Source organism: Streptacidiphilus jiangxiensis (assembly GCF_900109465.1).
Lineage (GTDB): Bacteria > Actinomycetota > Actinomycetes > Streptomycetales > Streptomycetaceae > Streptacidiphilus > Streptacidiphilus jiangxiensis.
Window position 1 is genome coordinate 346031 of record NZ_FOAZ01000002.1, and the last position, 12749, is coordinate 358779.

Annotated in this window: 11 protein-coding genes; 9 read left to right on the top strand and 2 right to left on the bottom strand. The window is 74.2% G+C overall.

Annotated features, from left to right (window positions below):
* Window positions 1–3 precede the first annotated feature (3 nt).
* Window positions 4–396, bottom strand: coding sequence for a TOBE domain-containing protein (locus tag BMY61_RS05065; protein WP_042454525.1), 393 nt, complete (start codon window positions 394–396; stop codon window positions 4–6).
* Window positions 397–631: 235 nt separating this feature from the next.
* Here BMY61_RS05065 and BMY61_RS05070 point away from each other — a divergent pair, with 235 nt between their 5' ends.
* From BMY61_RS05070 to BMY61_RS05090, 5 genes are all read left to right on the top strand, one after another.
* Window positions 632–1894 carry an MFS transporter gene (locus BMY61_RS05070; protein WP_042454527.1) on the top strand — a complete coding sequence of 421 codons (1263 nt, stop codon included), beginning with the start codon at window positions 632–634 and terminating at the stop codon, window positions 1892–1894.
* A 79-nt stretch (window positions 1895–1973) separates the two neighbouring features.
* The gene (locus BMY61_RS05075) at window positions 1974–2525 is read left to right on the top strand and encodes a DinB family protein (RefSeq protein WP_042454529.1); all 552 of its coding nucleotides are present in this window, start codon (window positions 1974–1976) and stop codon (window positions 2523–2525) included.
* 373 nt (window positions 2526–2898) lie between these two features.
* The gene (locus BMY61_RS05080; RefSeq protein ID WP_052439153.1) at window positions 2899–3294 is read left to right on the top strand and encodes a cell division protein SepF; all 396 of its coding nucleotides are present in this window, start codon (window positions 2899–2901) and stop codon (window positions 3292–3294) included.
* A 175-nt stretch (window positions 3295–3469) separates the two neighbouring features.
* A complete protein-coding gene (locus tag BMY61_RS05085; RefSeq protein WP_075003758.1) occupies window positions 3470–6934 on the top strand; it encodes an SNF2-related protein in 3465 nt (1154 codons plus the stop codon).
* Window positions 6931–7647 carry a hypothetical protein gene (locus BMY61_RS05090; protein ID WP_052438397.1) on the top strand — a complete coding sequence of 239 codons (717 nt, stop codon included), beginning with the start codon at window positions 6931–6933 and terminating at the stop codon, window positions 7645–7647. Before BMY61_RS05085 ends, BMY61_RS05090 begins: the two co-directional genes overlap by 4 nt.
* On the opposite strand, the gene BMY61_RS05095 is transcribed toward BMY61_RS05090, so the two are convergent.
* Complete coding sequence (locus BMY61_RS05095) at window positions 7623–8663, bottom strand: ArsR/SmtB family transcription factor (protein WP_052438398.1); 1041 nt, start codon at window positions 8661–8663, stop codon at window positions 7623–7625. The two genes, BMY61_RS05090 and BMY61_RS05095, sit on opposite strands and share 25 nt — an antisense overlap.
* A gap of 86 nt (window positions 8664–8749) precedes the next feature.
* Here BMY61_RS05095 and BMY61_RS05100 point away from each other — a divergent pair, with 86 nt between their 5' ends.
* The 4 genes from BMY61_RS05100 (at window position 8750) to BMY61_RS05115 (ending at window position 12713) form a co-directional block, all read left to right on the top strand.
* Window positions 8750–9673 carry an aldo/keto reductase gene (locus tag BMY61_RS05100; RefSeq protein ID WP_042443595.1) on the top strand — a complete coding sequence of 308 codons (924 nt, stop codon included), beginning with the start codon at window positions 8750–8752 and terminating at the stop codon, window positions 9671–9673.
* Window positions 9670–10524, top strand: coding sequence for an MOSC domain-containing protein (locus BMY61_RS05105; protein ID WP_342342510.1), 855 nt, complete (start codon window positions 9670–9672; stop codon window positions 10522–10524). Before BMY61_RS05100 ends, BMY61_RS05105 begins: the two co-directional genes overlap by 4 nt.
* 34 nt (window positions 10525–10558) lie before the next feature.
* The gene (locus tag BMY61_RS05110; protein ID WP_042443597.1) at window positions 10559–11104 is read left to right on the top strand and encodes a TetR/AcrR family transcriptional regulator; all 546 of its coding nucleotides are present in this window, start codon (window positions 10559–10561) and stop codon (window positions 11102–11104) included.
* Window positions 11105–11171: 67 nt separating this feature from the next.
* Complete coding sequence (locus BMY61_RS05115; RefSeq protein WP_042443599.1) at window positions 11172–12713, top strand: MFS transporter; 1542 nt, start codon at window positions 11172–11174, stop codon at window positions 12711–12713.
* The last annotated feature ends 36 nt before the right edge of the window (window positions 12714–12749 follow it).

Sequence of the window (12749 nt, forward strand, 5' to 3'; positions counted from 1 at the left end):
GGATCAGGTCCGCTCGACGACGACGTTGGTCGACTTGATCACAGCCACGGCCGGCACGCCGGGCTCCAGGCCGAGCTCCTCCGCGGACTCCCGGCTGATCAGGGAGACGACGCGGAACGGGCCGGCCTGGATCTCCACCTGTGCGGCGACGTCGCCGAGGATCACCTCGGTGACGATGCCGCGGAAGCGGTTGCGCGCCGACGAGGGGATGCCCTCCTCGGCGTTGCCCGACCGGGCGAGCTCGCGGGCGAAGGCCGCGAGGTCGGGGCCGGGCACGATGCGGTGGCCGTGCTCGTCCCGCTGGGCACTGAGCCGTCCCGCGTCGACCCAACGGCGCATGGTGTCGGCGCTGACCCCGAGCAGAGCGGCGGCCTCGCCGATCCGATAGCTGTTCACGTGACGATCATCCTGTCGCACCTGCCGCCCCTTCGTCACTCGTAGCATGGCACAAGCGAGCCTCCCGGCGAACTTCCTCTCGCATGTGCGGGTATCCAGAGATCATCCGGCCGCGTGGCCGGGCGTCCGGCCGCCGTGGAAGTTTCACGGACCCCGTCCACATCGCGATCGACGGGGTTCCGGAGGCAGCCCCGCCGATAGGATCTTGGTACGGACCTTTGACGCTGGGGGCGGCATGACGAACGGCGACGACACGGACGGCAGCTCGCCTTCGGACGACCGGACGGACGGCGACGGCACGGAGCGGCGGCGGCTCGGCCGGGCCCGACTCTCGGTCTCCGCCGTCTTCGCGATCCACGGCGCGGCGGCGGGCAGCTTCGCGACCCGAATCCCCTGGATCAAGGACCACCTCCACCTCTCCGCCGGACAACTCGGCCTGGCCCTGGTCGCTCCGGCGATCGGTTCCTTCCTCTCCATGCCGCTGGCCGGTCGGGTCCTGCACGCGCGCGGCCACCGGGCCGGCAACCGCCTGCTGATCGGCTTGTTCGCCGCCGCGCTGGCCCTGCCCGCACTGGCACCCGACCTGCCGCTGCTGATCCTCGCCCTCTTCGTCTACGGCGCCGCCGCCGGAGTCGCCGACGTGGCCATGAACGCCCAGGCGGTCGAGGTGGAGGCGCGCCTCGGCCGCTCCATCATGTCGGGGCTGCACGGGATGTGGAGCGTCGGCGGACTGCTGGGGTCGGCGGTGGGCGTGGCCGCGACGGCGACGGCCGTGCCCGGCTCGGTGCACCTGGCGGTGGCCGCGGGCGCCCTGGTGGCGCTGTCGCTGGCGGCCTGCCAGGGCTTGCTGGACGTGCGGCCCGAACCGGAGGAGGAGGCGCCGCCGCGGTTCGCGCTGCCGCCCCGCTCGGCGTTCGCGATCGGGCTGGTCGGCTTCTGCGCGGTCTTCGCCGAGGGCGCGGGCGGCGACTGGAGCGGCGTCTACCTCCGCACGGTCGCGAACGCGGCGCCCGCCGTGGCCGCCGCGAGCTACACGGCCTTCGCCTGCACCATGGCGATCGCCCGGCTCTCCGGCGACGCGGCCGTGCGTCGGTTCGGGGCGGTGCCCACCACCCGGGTGAGCGGCGTCCTGGCGGCGGCAGGCGGCGTGCTGGTGGTCACCGCGGGCGGCGCGGCACAGGCGATCGCGGGCTTCTCGCTGCTCGGCATCGGCATCGCCGTGGTCGTCCCGCTCTGCTTCGCGGCGGCCGGGCACAGCGGGGACAACCCGAGCCGCGCCATCGCGGGCGTCGCGACGGTCACGTACACCTCGGGGCTGGTGGCGCCGGCGACGGTCGGCGCGATCGCCCAGGCGACGTCACTGCGCGTCAGCTTCGGCGTGGTCACCGCCCTGACGGTCGGTCTGGTCGCGGGGGCCCGGCTGCTGTCACCCCGGCGAGGGATGCAGGTGGGGCCGGTCGCGGCGCGGCAGAGCGACACCGTCGAGTCGAAACTCTGATCGATTTCGAATATGCCGCTTTCTGGCTCATCCGACAAATCCGTGGCCGAAAAACGTTCGGGGCCGCAATCATAGGTGCATGAGTTCCACCGGACCCTCGGCGCCGAGCGAGCGTCAGATCGTCATTCCGGCCAAGGACGAGCGGACCGATCCGCCCTACCTGCTGGGCGAGCGGGCCATGCTCGAAAGCTTCCTCGACTGGCACCGGGAGACGCTGGCGTTCAAATGCGCGGGCCTCGACGCGGCGCAGTTGCGGGAACGCTCCATTCCGCCGTCGACGCTTTCGCTCCTGGGTCTGGTCCGCCATATGGCGGACGTGGAACGCTACTGGTTCCGGGCCGTGCTCGACGGCCAGGAGGCGCCGGCGCACCACTGGTCGGAGGCCTCTCCCGACGGCGACTTCGACGAGGTCGACACGGCGGACCCGCACGCCTCGGTGGCGTTGTGGCGTCAGGAGGTGGCACTGGCCAGGGAGCTGGCGCAGTCGCGCAGCCTGGACGACAGCGGCACCCGCCGCGACCAGGAAGTGCCGCTGCGCTGGATCTACGTCCACATGATCGAGGAGTACGCGCGCCACAACGGGCACGCGGACCTGCTGCGCGAACGGATCGACGGAGCCACGGGGGACTAGCCGCGGCCGGTCGCGGCGCCGAACCGGCGCCCGGACCTGGTCCGTCCGACGTGTTCAGGCGCCGAGCCGGAAATGTGCCCGCCCGGGCGCACGCGAAACCAGGCGCACTTCGAAGTCAGCAGATCCGGGGAACGAATAATCGTACTTCTGTTCGAGTGGAACCAGGGCAATCAGTATTACGTCCGAATGAATCGTCAGAACGGTTGACACGGACGGCGCGGCGAGGCGTCCGGACGGGTGCCTTGTCGGTGATCAATGCGATACTCGGACAGCATCGTGGGAAACCACGTCAGCAAGAAGCAGCCCTCGTCCCGGTGGAACACCGGGAGCGCGGGCATCACACGGGGCAGCAGGACGGATGGGGAGGTTGGGCATGGGAGCAGCACTGCGTGACGACTACCGCGGGTGGCTGTCGCCGTCGGGGCGGTACCCGGTGGCGGTCCCGGACTACGAGGAGCCGTGGGACTCCCCGGAGCCCGACGCGGCCCCGCTGTCCCCGCGCATCACCCAGGTGCGTCCGACGGGGTTCGACTCGGCGCGTGAGATCGGCGAGCACGTGCGCGTCGGCACCCCGGTCATCATGGATCTCACCCAGATGGCGGACCCGGACGCCAAGCGCCTGATCGACTTCGCCTCCGGCCTGGTCTTCGGCACCCGCGGCACGATGGAGCGGATCGCCCGCCGGGTCTTCCTGCTCGCGCCGCCGGAGATCGAGGTCATGGTCATCGACAACGCCTCGGACGGTTCGGGCTTCTACAACCAGAGCTGATCCACCGTCGGGCCCGCCTTGCCTCGGGTCCGACCTCAGTGCACCGCCGGCACCGTGCCCCCGTCGCGGCTCCGGCGGTGCGGCGTCTGTCGGCTTCTGTCAGTACCCCCGCTTAGGCTGCAGGTCGGAGGGACGGAACGGCCGTCCCCGGGAGCCGGGAGCGGGTGAGGCCCCTATGTTCGCGCTGCACGGCGTCTGGCGCGCCGACCACCGGCTCGCGCTCTGGGCCGAGGACGCGGCGCGTCCGGCCGCGCCGCCGGACGCGCAGAGCGGGCTGCATCCCTTCGCCTGCCCGCCCGCGGCACTGCGCGCACTGCTGTCCGCCGTCAGCCCCGGGCTGGCCTGGCTCACCGAACAGGCCGCGGAGGACGACACCCGGCTGCTCCTGCCTACGGCGGAGGGCGCACCGCTGCCCTCGCCCGAGATCACCTTCCCCTCGGCCCACGAACGTCGCAGCGCCGCACGCCTGACACCGTGGCGGGTCCCGTCCCTGCTCTTCACCCCGGGCCAGGCCGCCCAGCTGCTCGGCGCGCTCCACGCCCCGGACCGCCAGGCCGTCCACCCGGACCTCCCGGGCCTCGGCCCGGTCGAGGCCGCCTACGGCTCCTCGCTGCGGTGGCTCACCGCCCTCCACGACCTCGCCTGGCGCCTGGTCGGCCGCGGCCGGGTCCTCCCGGCGATCACGCTGCCGCGCACGACTGCCGGACCGGACGCCGGGCGCCCGAGCGGCGGCGGGCTGCCCGGCGCATCGGGCCATGACGACCGGACGACGCCGCTGCGCGGCGGGGGGCTGCCTGGCGCCGGCGCCCCCGACAGCCGCTCTCCCGACGCTGCCCCGCGCAGCGGCGGTCTCCCCGACGCCCCGACCCTGGGCGACTACCTGCCCGCCCCGGCCCCGGGCAGTGGCAGGTCGGCGTACGCGCGGTGGGTGGCGGCGCCGCAGGCGGCGGACGGCGAGGAGCTGGCCGGCTTGGTGGCCGCGTGTCCGGCGGCCTGCCGGGCGGAGGCCGGGGCGCGGCGCGCCGCCGCGGCCTTGGCCGAGGACGTGCTCGGGGCGCTCGTGGACGAGGAGGCGCGGGCTCGCCTCGCCGGGTCGGACGCTGCCGGCGGCCCGCCCGGGACGACCGGCACGGACGGTGCGGCCGGTGCGGACGGCCCCGGTCCCGACGGCACCGACGGCTCCGGCGCGGGCGAGCCCACAACGGTCCTCCTCGCCGCGCTGTCCGCCGAGGACGGCGCACTGCCGGGTCCCGCAGCGCGCTGGCGGTCGCTCGCGGAGCGCCTGCGGGCCTGGCGCGCGCCCAGCGAGGGCGCGTCAGGGGGTCGGTTGCGCCTGGGCTTTCGGCTGGTGGAGCCGCTCGGCGACACCCGGGAGGAGGACGAGGACCGCTGGTGGCTGGAGCTGTTGCTCTCCCCCGCCGACGAGCCCTCACACGTCGTCACCGCCGAGGACCTGTGGGCCGGCCGCGCGGGCGCGGCCGTGCTGGCGGAGACCGTCCCCTCGCCGGAGGGGGCCTTCGTCCTGGAGGTGCGCCGTGCCGCGCGCACGCACCCGCTGCTGGCCGTGCTCGCCGAGGAGGGGCGCCCGCAGGGCCGCTGGTTCGACCGGGCCGAGGCGCTGGCGTTCCTGCGGGAGGCGGCGCCCGCCCTCGCCGATGCGGGCTTCGAGGTGCTGCTGCCCTCGTGGTGGCGTGAACCACCGTCGCTGGGTCTGCTGCTGGCGGCACGTCCGGCCCAGGCGGGCGTGGTGGAGCAGGAGAGCACAGTGGGGCGCGAGGAGCTGCTCGCGTTCCAATGGCAGCTCGCACTCGGCGGAGAGCCCTTGACCGCCGAGGAGTTGGCGCTGCTCACGGCCGCGAAGGACACCCTGGTCCAGCTGCGCGGCCGCTGGCTGGTGGCGGACCGGGAGCGGCTGGCCGCAGCCGCCGCCTTCCTGTCCCGGGAGGGCTCCGGGGAGATGGCCGTCTCCGAGGTGCTGGGCCTGATGCTGGACGCGCGGGAGCCGGCGGGGCTGCCGGTGCTCGCGGTCGAGGTGGGGGGCCGCCTGCGCGGGCTCGTCGCCCGCCTCTCGGGCACTGCCTCTTCGCCCGGTGCAGGCGGGCCGTCCGATGCGGGCGCGCCTCCGGCGGCGCTCGCCCTGCCGGAGGGCTTCCGCGCCGAGCTGCGGCCGTACCAGCACGACGGCGCCGCCTGGCTGGCCGAGCTGACGCGTCTCGGGCTCGGTGGTGTGCTCGCCGACGACATGGGCCTGGGCAAGACCGTCCAGACCCTCGCCCTGCTCGCCGCCGAGTACGCGGGCACCGCTCCCCCGGGCGCCCCGACGCTCGTCGTCGTGCCCATGTCCCTGCTGGGCAACTGGGAGCGTGAGTGCGCGCGCTTCGCGCCGATGCTGCGCGTGCACGTCCACCATGGCGCTCAGCGGGGCGGCGGCGCCCGCGTGCGGCAGGCGGCGGTCGCCTCTGACGTCGTCCTGACCACCTACGGCCTCGCGGCCCGGGATTTCGAGGCGCTGAGCCCGATCACGTGGCACCGGATCGTCGCGGACGAGGCGCAGTACCTCAAGAACGCCGCGACGCTCCAGTCCCGCGCGGTGCGGGCGCTGTCGGCAGGGCACCGGATCGCGCTGACCGGCACGCCGGTCGAGAACCGGCTGGCCGATCTGCACTCGCTGCTCGACTTCGTCAATCCGGGCCTGTTCGGCACGACCGAACAGTTCAAGGAGCGCTACGCGGTGGCGATCGAGCGCAACGCCAGCGAGCGGGCGACGGCCCTGCTCCGCCGCCGCACCGAGCCGTTCGTGCTGCGGCGGGTCAAGACCGATCCGGCGATCGCGGCGGAGCTTCCGCGCAAGCAGGAGATGACGGTGCTGTGCAATCTGACGGTGGAGCAGGCCGCGCTCTACCGGGCCGTCGTCACCCGGCTGCTGCAGCGCATCAAGGGCATGGGCTACACCCGCGACCTGGAGCGCCGCGGCTCCGTCCTGGCGGCGCTCACGCGGTTGAAACAGATCTGCGACCACCCGGCGCTCTTCACCGGCGAAGGCGCGCGGGGTGGCGCAGTGCGCCTCGCGGGCCGCTCCGGCAAGGTGGCGCTGCTCGAGGAGATCCTCGAGGGGGCTCTCTCCGAGGGCGACAGCACCCTCTGCTTCACCCAGTACGCCCAGTTCGGCCGGCTGCTGCAGCCGTACCTGCGGCGCCGTCTGGGCTGCCGGGTGCGTTTCCTGCACGGCGGCGTGTCCGAGCCCGAACGCCGGGTGCTGGTGGATTCCTTCCAGGAGGACGACGAGCCGTCGGTCTTCCTGCTGTCGCTGCGGGCGGGCGGCACCGGGTTGAACCTGACGGCGGCCAACCAGGTGGTGCACCTGGACCGGTGGTGGAATCCGGCGGTCGAGGAGCAGGCCACCGACCGCGCGTACCGGATCGGTCAGCGCCGGGACGTTCAGGTGCGGCGGCTGGTCAGTGTCGGCACGGTGGAGGAGCGGGTGGACGAGCTGCTCACCGCCAAGCGGGCGTTGGCCGACGCGGTGATCGGCGGCGGCCTGCCGGCGGACGCCGGCGTGCTGGAGGTCCTCACGGCGTTGTCCCCGGACGCCCTCGCGAACGTGTTGGCCCTGGCCGAGGAGGCGGTGAGCGAGCTGTGACGGCGACACCGGCGGTGCCGACGTCCGGCCCTCGGTCCTGGTCGGACCGCTTCCTGGCCCGCGTCGAGTCGCTCGGCATCGGCCTGTTCGCCGACCAGATGCGCGAGTCCGGCGGCTCGGCGCAGGTCCGCGAGCTGTCCGTGGCGCCGGGCTCGGCGCGCGCCCGTGTCGGCGGGGTGGACGTCTGGGCGGATCTCACCGTCTTCGACGCGGAGCAGTGGCGCCGCGCCGAGGAGGCGCTCGCGCCGGTGCGCCACCGGCTGCTCGCCGACGAGTTCCCGCCGGACGCGGACGCCTTGTTGGCCCGCGTGGGCCTGCCCCTCCTGCCCGCACGGGCCGCGGAGCTGACCCTCGACTGCGCGTGCGGCCGGACCTCGGGCGCGAGCGGGGTCTGCCGCCACGTCGCGGCGCTGCTCGGTGCGCTCGCGATCGCCTTCGACCACGATCCGTTCCTGCTGCTGCGCTGGCGCGGGCGCGACCGGGTGCGGCTCCTCGCCCACCTGCGCCGCGCTCCGAGCCCGTCGGGTCCGGAGCCGCTCTCGCCGACCCCGACGGGCTTCTGGGCGGAGCCGGCGCCCTACCCTCCCCCGGGCCGCGACGACCTTCCGCCCGCTCCGGCCCTCGACGAGCTCGCCCCGACGGGCCTGACCGCCCGGGGCCGCCCGCTGGACCGCGCGCTGCGGCAGCTCTACCGGGCGATGACGGAGGAGTGAGCTGCCGCCGTCGGTGATCCTGCGGGCGGCGCGGCGGCAGCGGCGAGGAGCGTCTCGGCCGCCGCCGTACGGGCGTAGAGGACCGAGCGCCCCGCCCGGTGCGCGCTGACCAGGCCCGCCTGACGCAGGGCGGTGAGGTGCTGGGAGACCCCGGCCGGGGAGAGGCCCGTCCGGGCGGCGAGGTCCGTGGTGGAGGCCGGGCTGTGCAGTTCCGTCAGCAGGACGGTGCGGGACCGGCCGACGACCGCGGCCAGCGCGTCCGCACCCGCGACCGTCGGAGGATCGAACAGGGTGCCGAGGCCGCGCGCGGCGTAGGCCAGCTGCGGCGGGTCGGGCGGAGTGAAGCGGACGGCGAGCCGCGGACCTTTGAACACCGAGGGGATCAGCAGCAGGCCCGTGCCGACCGCCTCGCGGCCGAGGCCCCGCGGTCGACCGGTGAGCCGCAGGCCGCTGTCGTCCGTCCGCAGTGAAGGGTGCAGCTCGTCCAGCGCCCGGGCCGCGCCGTACTCCGCGACCTGGCGGGCCCGGTGGTGGATGTCCGCCTCCAGGACCGAGCGCAGGCGCGCCCAGTACGGGGCGAGGGCCAGCTCCCAGTACGCCTCGATCTCCTCGGCGACCCGAGGCAGTTGGGAGGCGGGGTCGGCGTGGAGGGCGCGCAGCCGCGGGCCCGGTGTGGCGCCCTTGCTCTCGAAGAGGTCGAGGTCGTTCCGGACCCGCGCGGCCGGAGTGGCCACGACGACGGCGAGTTCGTCCGCGAGCGTCGGGGCGGGGCCGACGGGCGCCGGATTGAGGAAGTCGGGCACGTAGCCCGCACCCGGCGGGATCAGCTCCGCGAGCCGACCCCGGTGCAGTCCGGCCGCCTCGACCCGGGGCCGCACCTGGTCGATCCACCTGCGGTGCAGCGGGAGACCGGTGGCGCCCCGGAGCATGCGGAAGCTCGTGCCGACCTCCCACATCGGCGAGACCGCGAAACGCATCTGCAGCAGGTCCTGGGCCGAGAAGGCCAGCTCCGTCATCGTGTCCCCCGCACCACGGCGCCCTGACGATTCAGTCGCAGCCGAATCAGTGGCCCTCACCCTACGGGCCGACGATCATTCCCGACATGCACACGGAAGAGCACTCGGTTCCCGCCGCCGCAGCAGGCACCTGGACGCTGGGCGACCTGCCCGTCCGCCGGATCGGCCTCGGGGCCATGCGACTGCCGCAGACAGGCGCGGCCTTCGACCCGGCCGCCGCACCGCGCGACCGCGACCAGGCACTCCATGTCCTGCGCCGCGCCGTGGAGCTCGGCGTCAACCACATCGACACCGCCGCCTTCTACTTCTCCGCCACCCGCAGCGCCAACGAGTTGATCAACCGCGCGCTTTCGCCCTACCGCGACGACCTCGTCGTCGTCACCAAGGTCGGTCCCGGCCGCGACCCGTCCGGCTCCTGGACCGCCCACGCCGCGACCCCGGCCGAACTGCGCGGCCAGGTGGAGGAGAACCTGCGCCAGCTCGGCCGCGACCACCTCGACGTCGTCAACCTTCGCATCCTCGGCGACGCCCCGATCGCCGAACGTTTCGGCGCACTGGCCGAGTTGCGGCAGCAGGGGCTGATTCGCCACCTGGGCCTGTCCAACATCCGTGCGCACCATCTGGACGAGGCAGAAGCGATCGCGCCCGTGGTCTGCGTGCAGAACCTCTTCGGCCTCGGCGCCACGACGCCGGAGCAGGAAGCGCTCCTGCGCACCTGCGGTGAACGAGGGGTGGCGTTCGTCCCGTTCTACTCGATCGCGGGGAGCGGCCGGGAGCGGGGCGGGGGCCTGCCCGAACACGACAGCCTGCGGGAACTCGCGCAGAGCCGTGGCGTCAGCACCGCGCAGCTGCGCATCGCCTGGACGCTGCACCAGGGCCCGCACGTGCTGGCCATCCCCGGCACCGGGGATCCGGCCCACCTCGACGCCAACGTCGCAGCCGCCGGGCTGCGCCTCTCGCCACCGGAGCTGGCCGTGCTGGAGTCCGCTCACCGTGCAGGTGCGCGGTGAGCGTGGTCGGATCGGACACCGTCGCGGCGCTGTGCCGCTACCCGGTGAAGTCGATGCTGGGCGAGTCGCTCACGCACGTCGCGGTGGACGAAGGCGGCCTGGAGGGCGACCGCCGATGGGCGGTGCTGGATGCCGGGACGGGCAGGATCGCCAGCGCCAAGCAGCCACGGCTCTGGCGTGAGCTGCTGACCTGCCAGGCCTCGACCGCCGACGGCGCGACGGTGCACGTCCGCCTGCCTGACCGCGCCCGTCTTCCGGCGGGCGATCCGACGCTCGACGCGCTGCTGTCCGCCGCGCTGGGCCGGACGGTCTCGCTGGCGGACACCGCACCGCCGGGGGCGACACTCGAGCGTTCCCGACCGGAACAGGTGCTGCGCGACGGGGTGACGGCTGACGTCGAGGCGGACATGGTGGCTTTCGGTTCGGCCGCGCCGCCCGGCTCCTTCTTCGACTTCGCCCCGGTCCACCTGGTCACCACCGCGACCCTGGAACGGATCGCCGCGCTGAGCCCCCGCGGCAGCGCCGAGATCGCGCGCTACCGTCCGAACATCGTGCTCGACACCTCCGCGGCAGCCTTCGCCGAGCACGACTGGGCGGGCCAGGATCTCCGGATCGGCCCTGACCTCGTCCTCCGCGTCATCGCGTCGACGCCGCGTTGCGCAGTGCCGACCCTCGCCCACGGCCCGCTCCCGCCGGACCCGGACGCACTGCGCGTCCCGGCGACGCACAACCGGGTGCCCGCCTTGCCCGGCCGCCCGCCCGAGCCGTGCGTGGGCGTGTACGCGCAGGTCGTACAGCCCGGCGGGATCCGGATCGGCGACCGAGCAGAAAGACATCCAAGCATCACCTGAGACAAACATGTCTCAGGTGATATATCCTTGCCGCATGGCCACCGATCGCGACACCGTCCTCCTCGCCGCCGTCGGGCTGCTCTCACGGCAGCCCACGGCCGCGATGGACGAGATCGCGCGCGCCGCCGGCATCAGCCGGGCGACGCTGCACCGCCTCTTCCCCGGCCGCGACGCCCTGCTCCACGAGATCGCCACGTTCGCGCTGCAGCGCATGGAGGCCGCGCTGGACACGGCGGCCGTCGACGAGGGAGATCCGGTCGAGGCGGTGCGCCGCCTGGCGGACGCGATCATCCCCGACGCGGAACTGGTCGCCTTCCTGTCCGGCGAGAGCAAGCTCTTCGAGGACGACACGATCACCGACGGCTGGGACCGGATCGACGCCCGGGTCGCCGCGCTCTTCCTGCGCGGCCAGCAGTCGGGCGCCTTCCGGATCGAACTGCCCTCGTCCTGGCTGAGCGAGGCCTTCTTCGCCCTGCTCGCCGGCGTCGGCTGGGCCGTCCAGGACGGGCGACTCGCCGTCCGCGACAGCACCCGCGCACTGACCGAGCTCTTCCTCGGCGGCGCTGTCCGGCGCGACTGACCCGCGGCGCCCTCCCCTTCACCACCTGTTACCTGCTACCTGCTGACCAGACTGAGAGCCCCTTCTCATGACCACGGACATGACCGTGCCGCAGACCACCTCCGCCTACCGATATAACCGCCCGGGTGCGCCCTCCGGCAGCGCGCGCACCCGCTGGACCGCCCTCGCGGTCCTCGTCCTGGCCGTGCTGCTGGTGGCCGTCGACGCCACCGTGCTGGTCCTTGCGCTGCCGTTCATCAGCGAGAGCCTCGCCCCGTCCGCGCCGCAGCTGCTCTGGATCGGCGACAGCTACTCCTTCGTCATCGCCGGCCTGCTGGTGAGCATGGGCTCGCTCAGCGACCGCGTCGGCCGCCGCCGGGTCCTGCTGCTGGGTGCCGCCGCCTTCGGCGCCGCGTCGCTGCTGGCCGCCTACGCGCCGAGCGCCGGCTGGCTGATCGCCGCCCGCGCCCTGCTCGGCGTCGCCGGCGCGACGATCATGCCGTCCACGCTCTCGCTGATCCGCACGCTCTTCCCCGACGACCGCGAGCGCGCCCGCGCCATCGGCATCTGGGGTGCCGCGGCCACGGCCGGCGCGGCGGGCGGTCCGCTCCTCGGCGGCGTGCTGCTGGAGCACTTCTGGTGGGGCTCGGTCTTCCTGATCAACGTGCCGCTGGTGCTGGTGCTGCTGGTGCTCGGCGCGCGCCTGCTGCCCGAGTCGCGCGACCCGAAGCCGGGCGCCTGGGACCTGCCGAGCGTCGGCATGTCGCTGGTCGGCATCATCGGCGCCGTCTACGCCGTCAAGGAGGGCGCGGTCGAGGGCCTGGGCCGCGTGGACGTGTGGATCGCCGGCCTGCTCGGTGTCTCCTGCCTGACCGCGTTCTGGCGCCGACAGCTGCGCCTGCCGATGCCCCTGCTGGACGTGCGGCTCTTCGCGAACCGCCGGTTCACCGCCGCCGTGCTCGCCGCGCTGATCGCCCTGATCGGCCTCTCCGGCGTGGTCTTCTTCCTGGCGCAGTACTTCCAGCTGGTCCGCGGCTACTCGCCGCTGGTCGCCGGCCTCGCCGACATGCCGGCCTTCGCCGGTTCCACGATCGGCGCGCTCGTCGCGGCCTGGCTCGCGGGCCGCGCCGGCCACCGCCGCACCCTGGCGGGCGCTCTGCTGGCGATGGGTCTCGGCATCGGCGTGCTGGGCTGGCTCGACGCCTCGACCTCCTACCTGGTGATCGGCGTCGCCTTCGCCGCGATCGGCATGGTCGAGGGCATCGTCTACGCCCTGTCGACGACGATGGTCCTGGACGCGTCCCCGGCCGAGAAGGCCGGCGCGGCGTCGGCGGTCTCCGAGACCGCCTACGAGCTGGGCACCGCGCTCGGCATCGCACTGGTCGGCACGGTGACCACCGCGATCTACCGCTCCGGGCTGCCGACCGGCACCCCGGAAGCGGCCCGCAACTCGCTGGGCGGCGCGGTCGAGACCGCGCACACCCTCCCGTCGGGCCCGGGTGCCGAGCTGCTGCGCGCCGCGCAGGACTCCTTCGTCCACGGGCTCAACGCCGCCGCGCTGCTCTCCGGCGGCCTGCTGGTCGCCGCGGCGGCCCTGGTGTGGTTCCTGCTGGGCCGCGGCAAGCGCTGACGCGCGCCGAAGTCACCGCCGCGGTGACGGTCACGG